Annotated in this window: 11 protein-coding genes and 1 pseudogene; 4 read left to right on the forward strand and 8 right to left on the reverse strand. The window is 57.8% G+C overall.

The window, feature by feature from the left end; translation table 11 throughout:
- Nucleotides 1-425: 425 nt before the first annotated feature.
- Complete coding sequence (locus I6F09_RS24495; RefSeq protein ID WP_225183802.1) at nt 426-1,268, forward strand: electron transfer flavoprotein subunit beta/FixA family protein; 843 nt, start codon at nt 426-428, stop codon at nt 1,266-1,268.
- Nucleotides 1,269-1,798: 530 nt separating this feature from the next.
- On the opposite strand, the gene I6F09_RS24500 is transcribed toward I6F09_RS24495, so the two are convergent.
- Both I6F09_RS24500 and I6F09_RS24505 read right to left on the reverse strand, forming a co-directional pair.
- Nucleotides 1,799-2,029 carry a hypothetical protein gene (locus tag I6F09_RS24500; protein WP_225183803.1) on the reverse strand — a complete coding sequence of 77 codons (231 nt, stop codon included), beginning with the start codon at nt 2,027-2,029 and terminating at the stop codon, nt 1,799-1,801.
- The gene (locus I6F09_RS24505) at nt 2,026-2,340 is read right to left on the reverse strand and encodes a hypothetical protein (protein ID WP_225183804.1); all 315 of its coding nucleotides are present in this window, start codon (nt 2,338-2,340) and stop codon (nt 2,026-2,028) included. The genes I6F09_RS24500 and I6F09_RS24505 overlap by 4 nt, the downstream gene beginning before the upstream one ends.
- A gap of 107 nt (nt 2,341-2,447) precedes the next feature.
- Between I6F09_RS24505 and I6F09_RS24510 the strand changes: the two genes are divergently transcribed.
- The 3 genes from I6F09_RS24510 to I6F09_RS24520 all read left to right on the forward strand — a co-directional run bounded on the left by I6F09_RS24510 (nt 2,448) and on the right by I6F09_RS24520 (nt 5,431).
- Nucleotides 2,448-3,590: a GFA family protein gene (locus tag I6F09_RS24510; RefSeq protein ID WP_225189231.1), complete on the forward strand. Its 1,143-nt coding sequence runs from the start codon at nt 2,448-2,450 to the stop codon at nt 3,588-3,590.
- A gap of 6 nt (nt 3,591-3,596) precedes the next feature.
- On the forward strand, nt 3,597-4,274 hold the full coding sequence (locus I6F09_RS24515) for a 2OG-Fe(II) oxygenase (RefSeq protein WP_225129664.1): 678 nt from the start codon (nt 3,597-3,599) through the stop codon (nt 4,272-4,274).
- A gap of 479 nt (nt 4,275-4,753) precedes the next feature.
- On the forward strand, nt 4,754-5,431 hold the full coding sequence (locus tag I6F09_RS24520) for a hypothetical protein (RefSeq protein WP_225129661.1): 678 nt from the start codon (nt 4,754-4,756) through the stop codon (nt 5,429-5,431).
- Between the two features lie 1,697 nt (nt 5,432-7,128).
- Here I6F09_RS24520 and I6F09_RS37745 read toward each other — a convergent pair.
- The 6 genes and pseudogenes from I6F09_RS37745 to I6F09_RS24550 form a co-directional block, all read right to left on the reverse strand.
- A pseudogene (locus tag I6F09_RS37745) lies at nt 7,129-7,458 on the reverse strand (hypothetical protein).
- Nucleotides 7,459-7,554: 96 nt separating this feature from the next.
- Complete coding sequence (tnpB, locus tag I6F09_RS24530) at nt 7,555-7,875, reverse strand: IS66 family insertion sequence element accessory protein TnpB (protein ID WP_346656750.1); 321 nt, start codon at nt 7,873-7,875, stop codon at nt 7,555-7,557.
- Between the two features lie 647 nt (nt 7,876-8,522).
- The gene (locus I6F09_RS24535; protein WP_225142047.1) at nt 8,523-9,839 is read right to left on the reverse strand and encodes a peptide ligase PGM1-related protein; all 1,317 of its coding nucleotides are present in this window, start codon (nt 9,837-9,839) and stop codon (nt 8,523-8,525) included.
- 163 nt (nt 9,840-10,002) lie between these two features.
- Nucleotides 10,003-11,535, reverse strand: coding sequence for an AMP-binding protein (locus I6F09_RS24540; RefSeq protein WP_225189265.1), 1,533 nt, complete (start codon nt 11,533-11,535; stop codon nt 10,003-10,005).
- A 151-nt stretch (nt 11,536-11,686) separates the two neighbouring features.
- Nucleotides 11,687-12,064, reverse strand: a complete 378-nt coding sequence (locus I6F09_RS24545) for a hypothetical protein (protein WP_225130986.1) — start codon at nt 12,062-12,064, stop codon at nt 11,687-11,689.
- 851 nt (nt 12,065-12,915) lie between these two features.
- The gene (locus I6F09_RS24550) at nt 12,916-14,040 is read right to left on the reverse strand and encodes a M20 family metallopeptidase (RefSeq protein ID WP_249784588.1); all 1,125 of its coding nucleotides are present in this window, start codon (nt 14,038-14,040) and stop codon (nt 12,916-12,918) included.
- Nucleotides 14,041-14,660 lie beyond the last annotated feature (620 nt).

A 14,660-nucleotide genomic window follows, 5' to 3' on the forward strand; every position in this document is an offset into this window, starting at 1 on the left:
TCGCGAATCGTCGGTTGCTCACCTCTAACAAGCTATGATGCCTATCCGCCGATCCCCGGAAAAGTGTGAAGCGTTTTCCGAAAAGATCATGCTCAAACAAAGATCTAAAGCGCGATGACGATTCATCTTAATCTCATCGCGCTTTAGTGAGCGGCAATGCTCAATAAACGTCAATCGGTCCGCCGCCCGCTGGTGATTAGCGACGGTAATCTGTCAAAAGGCTGGCCTCACTCAGCTGGCGCGCCGTGCGGAACAGCGCTGTCGCAGCCCTGACTTATGTTGGCATTGTTCGTTGGGAAGAGCGAGCTAGAGGGGCGCATCACCCGATCTAAGCCTATGTGATAGCAAGCCGATGCCAAAGAGGCGGGTGATGGTACAACACTTGCTCTGCTCTTCGCAGCTGTCGCAATTGTTGGAGCAACACCGTGCACAATGTCGTCTGCATCAAACAAGTTCCGGACTCGGCGCAGATCCGCGTGCATCCCGTGACCAACACAATCATGCGTCAGGGAGTGCCGACCATCATCAACCCGTATGACCTCTTCGCGCTCGAGGCCGCCCTGGAGCTGCGCGATCGGTTCGGCGGTGAAATTACCGTGCTTACAATGGGACCGCCATCGGCCGAAGATTCCTTGCGAAAGGCGCTGACTTATGGTGCCGATCGCGCCGTCCTACTCACCGATCGCTGCTTTGCGGGCTCCGATACCCTGGCAACAACGTATGCACTTGCAACAGCCATCCGAAAAATTGATAAGGAATATGGCCCGACAAACGTCATCTTCACGGGAAAGCAGACCATCGACGGCGATACGGCGCAGGTTGGGCCCGGCATCGCAAGGCGGCTGGGCGTACTGCAGCTAACTTACGTTGCGAAGGTCAGATCCTTAGATCTCGCCAACCATACAATCGAAGCGGAACGTCGCTCCGAAGGCGGTGTCCAGGTGCTGCACACGAGGCTGCCCTGTCTCATCACCATGCTGGAGGCAACGAATCAGATTCGGCGTGGCGCGATGGCGGATGCCTTGCGCGCCGCGCGGGCCCAAATCGTCAAATGGAGCGCGCACGATGCCGGTATCGAAGACGTGTCCAAATGTGGCCTCAAGGGATCGCCGACCGTTGTCAAGCGAGTGTTCGCTCCCTCTGCGCGGGCCGAGAAGGCGGCGCTGGTTGAGGCCGCCGAGCAACCGGCGCAAGCGCTGATAGACGCCATTTTCAAGCGTCGACCGAAGCTCGAAGCTGAGCTTACGGCACTCGTCCGTGACGCGTGATCTGGAGAGTTCTAGCAAACGACAGATTGAAACGGTCCAAGGATGTACCAACGCCAAGAGGCACCGCGCTCAAGTGAGCGCGGAAGACATAGCTAGGCACCTCAGCCCGCGACCAGCGCATTCGGTGCATGACTTTCTCGATTGCTCGCGATCACCTGGGACCGCATGTTCCGTAGAGCACGTTATGGGCTCGATCGATGTCCGGAGTTGGACGCGATTGTCAGGCAGGCGTTCAGATCCCACTGCATGGTCGCGTTCGACGGCGTTGAGGCGACTGTTTCGCGCGTAGTTGTCACGGGCAAAGACGGATTACGTCCGCGACCGGGATCACCATACTAACGCCCGAGCGCCCAAAGCACTGTCGCGCTGTTGAGGGCGCGAAGCCCACCTATGTGGCACCTTTGGACCAATCTCCGCGATTCAACAGCCCTATACCCATTGTGAGTGGCGGCTGGCTCTTCCCCGTTTGGGTTTTGAAGGCCGTGCAAAGCGCTGTGAGGTTCAATGCACTTGTAATGAGGAATCGGTCGCTAGCGTTTTGTCAATGTATTCAGAATCTGTGGGCGAGTGAACGAGTTGGCACGGTGATTGCTGTAAACACGCAAGAAAACGGCGGGGTGGTGCTCGCGAAACGTGAAACCTAGCGGCGGTCTCTTTGAGAAGCTCGTGCCGGCCAGCAGCCGGCATTCGCGCAGCTTGCGGCCGAAGGCCCCAAGAGCCAGGTAGATGCGATAGTCCTTGTAATGCTGAACGAAGATCATAGCGGTTCGACCATGGCAGGAGCAGAAACCGAGAGGGCCTGCGCGGCGCAAATCTCATCTTGGCTCTGCAAGCGAATGCTGGCCGTGCCGGGAATTCGCGGCATCGGATTTTTCGCGGACCGGAATCCGTCTCGATCCCCGCCGCTCAGTTGATGAACGCGTTCCCTTCGAAGCGCGTGAGCAGGACTGAGCATGCCGATGTCTGCTACCGCGAAGGTGGCCACCGAGAATTTCGCATGGATGGTAAACGCGATCACAAGCCCATCGAAACCAAGGAAATCGCGATGGCCAATGGTTGGCCGCGATACCAAGTTGCTCCGTCAAGGACCTTTCTCTTCTCATCGCGTGGGGTCAAATGACATCTCAAGCGTCTCGATTTTCACCCGATCAGCCTCCGCCACGGATATGCTGCGAGTATTTGACTGAGCAAGCGCGAGCCCTGTTCGGCCCGCACCCGTTCGCTGCGGAGATGTCCCAGGACCAGGTCACTAGCCTGCTGCCTGAATATCTGGCGATGTCACAGGCGTTCCCGTACCTGCAGGCGGGGTCGCAAAAGGATCTCATATTCGATGCAATGAATCACAATCGAGATCTTGCGAGGGACGTTGAACTGACCAGCGTGGTCGCAAATTTCATCTGTTGGGATGAGACGGGTGGTTATGGCCAAATTCTCCAGGGCGGAAAGGCGGCGCTACCCGATATTCTGGTGACTGAAAACTTCCACTCGAACCTGTTTAGAAAGGATGCGTCGCAACTACTCGGCAGAGCAATACGGCCCAACTACAGCGCCACGACGAAGCGGTACCTGCATTCTCTCTATGCCGGATTGTCATCCAAAGATCCTTTGGTGCGTTGCGCCTACATGGTCGCTTTTGAGCTACACGCTGCAGATATGATCCAGTCGCTATGGACCACTCTGGTCAAAACCTTTAAGGCGCGGCCTGACGATCTTGAGTACTTCCGCAGCCATGTCGGCGGAGAAGATCCCGCGGAGAAGTATCACGGAGAAATGACAAGCCGGCTGATTGGCGAACTTGTCCCGGCTGACCGTAACGATCGCTTTTTGGATGAATTCGATCGAGCCTATCGGCTCAGCTTACAGTGGTGCCGCGATCTGCTCCGAATTGTCTCACTTCATGATGATCGGTCGGAGATCGAACACCATGGCCGTTGTCATTGTGGTTCTGTCAAGTTCTACGTCCAAGCGCCGCGAGAGCTCTCTGCAGTTCGATGCAATTGCTCAATCTGTCAAATGTCTGGATTTCTGCACTTGCTCGTACCTGGCAAAAAGCTTGGCATTGAGTGCGGCGAAGAATTCCTCACGGCGTACCAGTTCAACAAGAACATCGCTCGGCACACGTTTTGCCGGGTTTGTGGCGTAAAGCCATTCTATAGGCCGCGGTCGAACCCGTCCGGATTCAGCGTAAATATTCGATGTCTGGATAACAGGACCATCGAACGCATAACAATAAGCGACTTCGATGGCGAGCATTGGGACCAAGCATTCCGCTCGATGCACCAGGACCTGGAGCCCTGCGTCGAAGATAAAACCCTGGAGTGAACTCGAATGGCGCGCGCAATGAATCATAAATCCCGTCTGCTTTCAGAAGAGGCTTTGACAAAATACCGCATAGAGCTGTTGGTGAAGGGTACGGTCGTGATTGGCCCCCAGGTATTGTTCACCCAAGATGACTTGGCCAAGATCGATCAGCTGCAGGCTGAGATTCCCGAAGAAGAAGTGAGGGAGGGAGATGCCGGCGACTCGCACAATGTTTTCGTCAAACGCGTGAGGATAGACCCGCCCGGCCGCGCTCCTAGCGACGCGAGTGGTGCAGCTCCAAGGGAGATCATGGAACTACTTGAAAGGAAAGACCGCACCTTCGCGCTAAGAAAGATTTTGGGAGCCACGTCAGATTACGTGATTCGCCGATGCCAAATGCATCGGATGCCCCCTGGCTCCTTTGTTGGCATTCATCTGGATGCTGCGAGCGACCCGGATTTCGAGTACTCGGTGATTGTGCAGCTGGCGAGAGACTTTGAGGGGGGTGAGTTCGTGGTATATCCAAGCGGGTACGAACAGCAGGTGTTCCAACCGCCATTTGGTACGGTACTTGTCACCACATGTAAGCTCCGGCATGAGGTGATGCCTGTGCTGACCGGCGAGCGCCGATCGCTGGTCTACTTCTGTTCAAAGCGCAGCGGCGCGAACCGCCGGATCATCGAAAGCTCTACCAAGGGCCCTTGAATGAGGTGGCTGAAATGGCTTCGAATGAGTTGGGTAACGGGTGAGCTCTCAGGAGAGATTGGTAGCTTGGCCATCTTGTGGTCAGACTGTCGCTCGCAAAGGCTGCCACAATGCAGGTCAGAAGCCACAGCTAGCTTTGCTGCCTGTATAAAGGCCACCACGCGTAATCCGAGCAAAGGTTTGCTCAGGGTAGTTGTGGTAAGTCATCGTCGCTGCCTCGAACCGAGAGGCGTGTCGGCGCGTGATGGTGTAATCGCGCCGCGCGCGGGAAGGCCCTGTTGTCGTCAGGTTCTCGACAGCTACACACCTAGCAAACAGCCGAATGCTCGGGCTAATTTGCGACGGATGTGCGGGGACTGGGCCTTTGCAGGGTCCATCAGAAGAGAAGTCTCGTCTGAAGCCCCTAATCGCGCGCGGTGTTTTGCTCGATCGTCCTGCATTAGCCGAGTCCTGAGTATTCATTTCGAAAGAGAGAACGGATGGACTTTACCTCAACTCGAGGGAAGCTCCATGAGTCGGGCAGCGCGGGCCAGCAAAGAGAACTTGTCGGTCTCCCCGTCGGCAGACGCCCGGCCGACCACGCCCTCGTGGACGAGTTGCACAGGAACGATCCGGATCTCATCGCCCAGACCCGATTCGTTCAACCCGAGCAAGCCCAGCTGGTGCGCTTAATCCGGAGCCGGAGCGACGACGCACAAACCTTCCGGCAGATTGTCAATGATCAGGATGACAAAGGTACCGCCAACTTCCTGTTCGTGACTGTGAACGATGGTGGTGTTACTGGCGGCGGCGCCGACTGGTCGCTGCTGCTGGTTGATCGCCGCGTGCCCGCCGCCCCTGTTGCCTATCACTATGACTCCGCTGGGTCTCACAACAACACCGTCGCAGAGCAGCTCGCAGCACGTCTCGGCTCCCGTCTGCAAGCGGCCGGCATGGCCCGGCAGCAGAACGGCCTAATTGCGGAGTACTTTGTGGTAGACGCGAAGCGAGCGCTGATTAGACGATTGTCGCGAGGGGCGAGCGGCCAGACGAAGCCGCTGCACATCGAGCACCTCATCCGCCGAACCTGCCCATACGGTACAAATGGTTACCGATGTTCTGCTCCTGTGCAGCAAATAGCCAAAAGACTCCCGTTGTGTTCCTTCCAGGCCGCCTAGATTGCCTCGTGAGGCCACTCGTTCAGCGATGAAATCGTAGCGCTCAATGCTCAATGAAAACCGACTAATGCAACAAATCCCGCATGGGCGCCTAAATTCGGCATTCCATCGCCTTCTTTCGCGGTTTTGCTGCGCGTATTATCGGTTTGTCCGGCAGAGCGCGATGTTTGATCACTGCGCCTGCTGTGATCATCGATGAAAGCCCGCCATGTAGCGGATTACGAAGAAAGTCACGGCGACGACGGCGGACGTTACAGCGAGTGAAAACGCTACTCGCGCCAAGAACTGGCCAGGGCTAAGTCCGTCCCATGAACTCATTTTCGTGCTTGCCTTACGACTCGGATTTGCGCCTGCAGGATGATCGTACCAGACGCACTTTGCGAGTAATCAGCGGAATTCGGTTTGTGCGCGCCGCGAATCGTCGCGCCCCTTGAGGCAGTCACTCTGGAACCCTAAGCTCCATTAGGGTACAAAATTCCACTGCTGAGCAACTGCCCCGTTGAATTGGTAGAGCCAAGTAGGATTGCCATCTTTCGTGACGCGATTTTGTTGTCGATGCACAGCTTATTGTCGGCGATACTCAGAATAAAACCTGGACTCTTGAGTAATTCCCATCGCTGCTTGGGATCGGCAGGGTGTAGATTGCAAGCGTCAGCGCTACTTCCGGAGCGATGCGATCGCCCTTCTGTGCGATTGCGAGCTTACCTGCGCTTGAGTTCAATGTTGACACGCGAATGTCGGGTTGCAAACATTTTGCGTCCTAATGGACTATGGGACAGAACAAAATAGGACAAACTCGACAAGTACACACAGCCAGGCGAGGTAAAGCAGCCTTTTGAAAAAAGGCACGTTGCTTGCTTGGGTGCAGTGAGCGTCACCGGTCTTGCAGGGGCTGTGATGCTGGGGCGGGCCTGACATGTTTCAGTGCCATTTCGGGTCCGCCCCGCTATTGCTCGCGAGGCAACATGGAGCAGCGTATTCGAGCGGCTTCAGCGGCTATCGCGTTCGCTCATGCGTTCGGTCGTGAAGTCCTCAGCGTGTACGAACATGAAGGCCGCAGGTACAACAGAATCAGAGTCCGCGTAACCGGGAGCATAACAAACGGTTACGACTTCGAAAGTGAATGTCCCATGGCCGGTGCGCTACCGACTATATATCACTTCGGTGCGGAGCCGCATTGGCTACCGGCGCCCAAGTGCCCACGACTCTACAGCGGCCTTGATTATTGCACCTCAACCCACTTCTCCGTGAGAGTGACGGACAATGGTGCCCAGATAGTCGATTGGCGGAGGAATTCCTTCACATACACCGTCTGGTGGGTGGTCCGCGCAATAGAAGGAAGCCGACGATGGAAATTGCGCTAGCAATTGGCGCTGTGTTCGTTTTCACCGCAATCACGGTCGCTTGCCTGTGGGCGCTTGGAGCCCGGGGTGGCTGAGTATCATTGATGAATGAGGCCGATGGAGAAAAGCGTTTGCTACCATGCCGCCCCTTCTCGTTGAACTTCTGTGCGGTCCCACTTGGATTGGCCTGACGGACCCCCTAGCGGTCGTGCTGTTGTGGATGTTGATTGTGTGCGAATGCCGCCCGAACAAACGGGTGCGGACTGCTCGAAAGCTATACGGGTGCGGTGGTCTAACTCGCGGCCCGCTCTCAGGGCCGCGCGTTTTGAGCGGATCACTCCGCAAGCTTAAGGTTCAGGTAGTTCGGAGAGTAGAGCGGGTCAGCGGTTTCGTTGGCCTGGACAGCACCGAAACGTCCATCTTGAAGGCCATGATCTGATTGGCGCTTCCTTTGTAGATCTTCAGTTGCGGCCGCCTGAGCTCCTCAAGTTCCAGCTCCAATTGATCGAGCAGTCGCGCCGACCGCTCCGAGCGCGTCCCATAAAATGTCCGCCGCAGCTTCTCAATCTCGAGCTTGAGGTGGGAGATCAGCGCTTGCTGCTCGATTGCTTTGCTTGGGCATTGGCCGCTTCAGCAAGTTTGGCCCCCCGCCGCAAGCCTGGCCGCACGCTCGGCCAGGATCATTGCATGCGCGGCAGCGAGATCGGGCGGCAGTCCGTCGCCGGCGGAGTCCATGACCAAATGGAATCATGTTCGCCGCCAGATTCAAACGACAAACTCTCAGCCCACGCTGGTTGGACACAAGGACTCCTGGGGATTGCGCCAATCGATGCCGGACAAAAGATAGCTCATCTGTGCCTGCGAGATCGACACCACGCCGTCCGCCAGCGACGGCCATATAAGACGACCTCTCTCCAACTTCTTTGTAAACAGGCATGCTCCCTGGCCATTATGCCAGATCACCTTCAATAGATCGCCCCGGCGCCCGCGGAAGCAGAACAAACGACCGCTCAGGGGATCACGGCGCAGCACCTCTTGGACCTGCAACGAAATTGAGACGAAGCCTTTGCGCATGTCGGTGTGGCCCGTCGCCAGCCACACCCGAACTCCCGTAGGGATTGGAATCATCCCGGATCCGGAGCCTCGATAGTCCGACGAAGCGCCTCAACGTCGAGCCCCGCATCGACAATGACGCGCCGCTCGCCAGCCAGCTCTATCTCAATCCGATGCTCCGTCCAATGTGCTGTCGCGCTCTCCGATGAGGCCGCCACCGGGGCGATGCCTCACCCTCGGCCACAACTGCCCTGACAAAGCCAGCCTCGGATTTGGTCCGGTCTGCCGCGGCGGCCCTTCGCCAAGTCACCAGCAGAGAACGCGACAAGCCATATCGCCGCGCTGTCGCCGCAACCAGGCGTGGCTCGGACATGCTTTCCAAAGCAATCCGAGCCTTATCCTCTCAGACCAGCGCCGCCGCCGGCCTGTTTCCACCACCTCAAGTCGATTCAGCGCACTGATCTTCTCAGCTATCAGGCCAGTCCGCTGCAAGGCGTCTCTTCTCGGAGGCTTACCGCCGATCGGCACGCACTTCACGAGCGACTTAAGGGTAGCCGCGATTAGGGCTGACAGAGCCAGAGCGAGACGGAGCAGACATTCACGTCACATCCTCAGGTACGGGTTTCAAGGCGCGATCGAAAGCAGGGGCAAGTTCGGATCAATTGAACGGTCCAAGATATGGTCGATGGTCTCAATCAAGCAATTCTCAGTAGGCGGTGCTGCAGATCGCGGGCCGCGGGCCTGTCGCGCGCGATCACAAGGCACTCCACCGTGCCAGCCTCTTCGTCGGCAGCAAGCGGGATCACGCCCTCCTTGCGTGTGCGGTCGAATAGAAATCCTTCCTTGCCGAAACGATCATGCGCTGTTTGGAGGGATCGTGATCGAACATTTCTCACGGATAAAATAACCTTGCAACCGGAATAGTCGAAGCCCAGCAGCCGGACCGCAATACTGTGTAACACCGAGCCGCCACCCCAGCGGCCGTTCGCTTCATTAAACAGCAACCGACCGTGATTCGCGAAAATGGCGTCAATGTTGATCATTCCGCGATATCCCAGGTCTCGCGCAAGTGCCACAAATCGGTAGGCGTGTGCCTGGGCGGTCAACCATTGCTCGTTCGTCAGGTCACTTGGAAGCTCAAGTCCTGTCCAGATCAGAGCTCTTTCGGATCGATCTGTGCTTTTACGCAGACGTATGTTTCCACTGTTGATGAAAACGATTGAACCATCATCCTCGATTTCATACTCGAGATAGAACAAAGACCGGGCCAGGTGGTACGACTCCACGACCAGCGTCCTACACGACGCTGTTGTCATCTCAGACCAAAGCGCGTCAGGATCAAACGACGGCCATGAAATTCGCCGGGTATCTCTTGCCCCAGGTAGTGGATCGCTTTCTTTGCCGGTCAGGATGACATTTCCGACCCCACCGGCTCCATTGTCCAGCTTTACAATGACTCTGCCGGTCTCGGATCTGAGGGAAGTGACCGCTCTGAATAGTTCGTTTGAGTCCGTCGTGACAGATCCATTGGGCAGCGGAAGTGCGACGCTTGTCGCCAATTGACGGAAGTGGCTCTTGCGGTTCAACAGATCAGGCCCTCGCTGCAGAGCGAAGTCGTCGCCGGTCTGCGGTATGCCCAGCATGGTCGCCAGGCGTGCGACGCCTTCAGTAGAGTAGCAGGGATGCAATCGCCAGTTTGATTTCTGACGAATATGTCGGTTGATCCGCTCAACGACAGTCTTGGACAGCAATGTGCAGTCATCAAGGACCGGCGATTGGCGGCCGCCTTCAGGTACAAGGAGAAAAAGACTCGATGCGTCGAAATCGAGCGTCGCGCCAATGAAGGATAGCAGATCCGCCGGGATGACTACCGGGGAGACTATTAGGTCGCCGTGCTGGGCAAACCACGCTGAACGGTATGCCGAGTTGGCGGCCAGCGAAAGTTGAGCTGGTGTCAGATCGGCGCCCGACATTTGAGCCGTACCGGCATTCATGATCAAGATCCGCGGCATCCGCGACCTCCGGGCATCTGGACGCGATCAGACAGGGATCGTCAGGCCACAATGTTGAACTTGCTGCGCCGTGGTGAGGCACTGAGCGAAGGTTGATTTTGCGCCGTCTCGATATCACCTGCGATGTAGCGGGAGAGTACGGCGCGCCTCCAATCTGCCGATCTCAATTGATAGCTCCTTTCGGGCTGATCACGTGGCGATCCTTCAGCAAAAAATGCTGGATCTTGCCCAACGCGGTTTTCGGTAGTTCTTGTGTGAAAATGATTTCGCGCGGCACCTTAAAACGGGCGAGCTGTGACTGGACATGTGCCGTCAGCGCTTCCGCCTCGATCCGGGCGCCCGGTCGCTTGATCACATAAGCGACCGGTACTTCTTCCCAGCGCGCATCGGGTCGATCGACCACGGCGCATTCCGCGACATCCGGATGGTCCGCAAGCACACGCTCTACTTCTGCCGGATAGATATTCTCTCCGCCCGAAATGATCAGGTTTTTCTTGCGGTCGTGGACCCAAATATATCCATCTGCGTCGCAGCGGCCAATGTCCCCAGTGCGATACCAACCATTGCTCAGAGCCTCACGCGTTGCCTGTTGATTGCCCCAATATCCGCAGAAAACGTTGGGTCCACGGACTGCGATTTCGCCTGGGTTACCGGGCGGCAACTTGCGGCCCGAATCATCCAGGATCGCCGCTTCGCAGCAGAGACCTGCCAAGCCGCTTGAGCCCTCAGGCACGAGATTTCCGCCGAGCTTCGTATACACAGCGATCGGGCAGGTCTCCGTTGAACCGTAAACCTGCAGGACTGGAACGCCGCGCGCGACAAAGCGCTCGACAAGGTGCTGAGGCACCATCGTCGATCCGGTACAGATTGCTCTGAGCGAGGATAGGTCGGTGCTTTCCCATCGACCATTGCTGGCCAGGGCTTGCATCATGGCTGGCACCAGGGCTGCCAGGCTCGGCCGGTCACGCTCGAACGCATCAAGCATGGTCTCCGCCCCAACGCGGGTTTGGATACTCACCGTCGCGCCGTGATGCAAAGTCGGCGTCGTCTGGATGTTCAAGCCACCAACGTGGAAGAACGGCAAAACAGCCAGCGTGTGATCGGCCGAGGTGAGGTCATGCATGTGCTGACTCATGATGCCGTTCCAGAGCAACGCTTCCTGACGCAGCACGGCGCCTTTCGGTCGCCCTGTGGTGCCCGAAGTATAGACGATCAGAAGCGGGCAAGACGGCTCCGCGCGAGGATTGCGTCCGTCGCCACAATCTCCGTCCAGGAGATCGTCCAACTTGCAGCCGCCGAGAGGCGTAAAGTCCAACCCGACAAGAGAGGCATGGGGCACTTGCTTCGTCAGGACAGGCAAAGCTGCGCCGAAGCACTGCTCAAGAACGAGCAGTTTTGCCCCGGGGTCCGACAAAATGAAAGCGTGCTCGGCGGCCGCAAGACGCCAATTCAATGGTACGAGGATTGCGCCGAGCCTCGCGCACGCATAGAGCAGCGCCAGATAATCAGGCCTGTTGAGGCTGAGGATCGCGATCCGGTCTCCCCTTTGGACGCCGAGCTGGCTCTTGAAGGCGCGAGCGATCCGCTCGATCCGTCGATTGAGGCTGGCGTAGCTGAGACTCTGCCCTTCGAAATGGATCGCGGTTTTGCCGGGAGTATACGCAGCGTTTCGCTCGATCAGTGTGCAGAGATCCAACTTGTTATCCATGCGCCTCAGGCTCGCAAATTACGTTTGTCCCGACGCGCTTCAGCCGCAACCCGGAATTGCTTGGCGAGGCTCCGATCACATGCTTCGGTTGGCCCTTGTACAGGCTATGATCACACGGCCTAGGCCTTCTTGATGGATGTCATGGGTTGCGAACAATGGATATTGCTTGAGGGATCTCGGGCGATTGATCACTCACTCTCTGCTCGGCGGCGGTCGTGTGCATCTGTCGGTAGTGATAGGCACACCACGAAGACAGTTTCTTGCCGCGTCTTTGATATACAGGCTCGCCGCACATATAGGCCGCTCTGGCATCTCCATCTTTGAAGCCGATGATGCAACGGCATTGGCCTTCAATATGGTCGATTAACAGGACCTTCTTGACGTCGTCGGGCGCTTTCAACTTGCTGCTCCAGAATGCCAAGCAATATCTGCGATGCCGGGTGGTTGCGCGGAGCGGCACTTGCAGCTCAGGCTCTTTGAAAACCTGCGCAGGCCCGCCGTCTGCCTTGCCAGCCATGGGAAAGCAGTTTGAACAGAGCGGAAAGCCGGTTCGGCCAACTGATTTTGGCGCGGTGTCGCGCCAGAGGAGGGGTTTGGTTCAGATTCAGGAAGCAGCGACCCTCCGCAGGGGCTTCGGATGGAGGTCTACGTCCATCAATTCTGACCTCAACGCCTGTCCGGTGGCCCGGCCCAGCACAGTCACATAGTCTCGGTTCCGGAATGCCGAACCATTCAAAGCTACGTGCGAGCAGTAGCTCCGCAACCGGCACTCGCTGCATAGCCCTTCCGACCGACCCAGCATCGGGGATGAGGATTACGACCGACCATGGGGGCTTGGATCTGACCAGCTGAGACATTCTCAATCCTTCACAATCCCGGCGACAGACCGAGATAGGTGCTAACCTCAAGACCGTACAACTTAACGTTACGTGAGATTCAAGCCCTTTTTTGGGGCCTGTGACAACATGGCCAAGCTCTCAGGCTGCCGGAAAAGGGCCGCCGGCCGGTGTGCTGTCGCAAGCATTCAGCGCTGCGATGTGAGCCAAGAAAGTTCGTCTCCCGTCGAGATCAGGGTCGCCTGCCGATGAGCCCATTGCCGGAAACGCTTGCCCTTCGACCAGGCGCTCGCTGCCCTTGCAGCCGATTGCGCGCCTGAAGTCCGCTGCGCCGTCATTGAATAGCTCAGTCACGTCTATCTGGCGCCGACCGTGCGAGGCCAAATGCGGCCGACCGATAGTTTTCGATGAGGTCGGCCTGATAGGGGCACCAGCCTATAGCCCTTGCGGCGTTGGAGAAACGATCCCGCGAATGTGCCGGCGGGCGTCATCCAACGTACCTCGCGGTCACTGACTTCGCCTGGTGCTGGGATTATCGCAGCGTCTGATAGAGGCGGTACAGCAGCCGAGCGCGAGGTTCAATCGACGAGATGTAGAGTTGCTCATAATGCGTATGCGCGCCCTTGCCATCGACGCCAAGGCCGTCAAGGGTCGCGGTATGCGGCGCGGTGAAATTGCTATCGGAGCCGCCGCCGCTGAACGCGTCGAGCAGCTCGAATCCAAGCTCGGCAGCAAGCTGTTTGGCGTGTGCGTAAACCGCGGCGCCGGCGCTGGTCTTCTCATATGGCGGACGGTTCAATTCGCCTGATACCTTCACCTTGACGCCCTCGGTGCGCGAGCTGATGCCCAGAATCTTCGGCACCAGCTCGTCGGCATGGGCCATGGTCGGGACGCGCATGTCGACTTGCGCATAGGCCAGTTCCGCGATCACGTTTGGCCTGGTGCCGCCGCGGACGACGCCGACATTGACGGTGATACCGCGCGTGAGATCGTTCATCGCCTCCAGCGTCTGGATCACATGGCCGAGTTCCCGAATCGCGCTGCGGCCGTCCTCGGGGCGCGTGGCGGCATGCGCGGCCGCACCCTTTATGAATACCTCGAAGCGCGCAACGCCCTTGCGCCCTGTGATGACCTTGCCGCCGTCGCGCGCCGGCTCGGTCACGAGCACGTATTTGGCCTTGCGGCCCTCGGCCTCGATCAGCGCGCGCGAGGTTGGGCTGCCAATCTCTTCGTCCGAGACGTAGAGCTGGGTGATGCCGAGCGGCGGGCGTGCGTCATCGGCGCAGATCTGCCGGAATGCGTGATAGGCGAGGTAGGCGCCGCCCTTCATGTCGTAGATGCCGGGGCCGAACGCACTGTCGCCGTCGATCTTGAAGGGTAGCCGTTCGATGGATCCCATCGGATGGACGGTGTCGAGATGGCTCAAGATTAGAAGGCCCGGTACGCCCTGCCCCCAAGAAGAGCGGATAACCAAATGATCGCCGCAGCCGTCATGCCCCGCAACGCGCTCGACGCTGGCGGGCAGGTCGCGATAGCCTGCTGCGACGACATCAGCCAGTTTGTTGATCTGATCCGGCCGCTCCGTCGGAGATTCGATCATGACCCAGCGGCGAATGCCCTCGAGAATCGGGGCGATTTCGAACGCGTTGCTGGACATAGTTGTCTGACGCTTTTGAATTCGATTGTTATCGTTCTGCAAGATCATGACATCAACCATGTACTCACATCAGAATCGAGGCCGAACATCTAAAGGGTCGCCAGCCGTTGTGACCCAGGCGTGCCTCTGGCCGATCTTGCTGCGGCAACGATGTACGCGCCTGTCGATCTTAACTTGAGCTACCAAAGCTGGTAGTTTTCGACGGGATTATGCGGACCTAAGAAGAAGGCCCTTCTGGAGTTGGTCGTTCTGGTGAGCTGTAATTATTCTGATCAGGACCTTCCTGCGAGATCCGCGCAAATCGCATTGTCCTGACCAGGTGACCCCCACGCCTCTCAACGCGGAAGGTCGCCGGCCAGCGGCAGCATCGTACGAGCGGCGAAGCGCCGAAATCGCCGGAGCTGAGGGGACGGACCTCTCAATACGAGCTCTAATCAGTGAAACAGTTGCAGCCCGGTCGATTGTTCGACGACTGTCGCTGGAAGCGGCCAGGGATCGATGCCACCGCGCTCAGTCAAGCAGTAGGGTTCCGCGCCCCGGAAGTTGATCAATGGATTGCCACGGCCTTGTCGGGTCGCGATAAATTCATCCGATAAAGATGGTATGTGGTGCCAAGCACC

It is taken from the genome of Bradyrhizobium sp. IC3195, assembly GCF_020193585.1.
Lineage (GTDB): Bacteria > Pseudomonadota > Alphaproteobacteria > Rhizobiales > Xanthobacteraceae > Bradyrhizobium > Bradyrhizobium yuanmingense.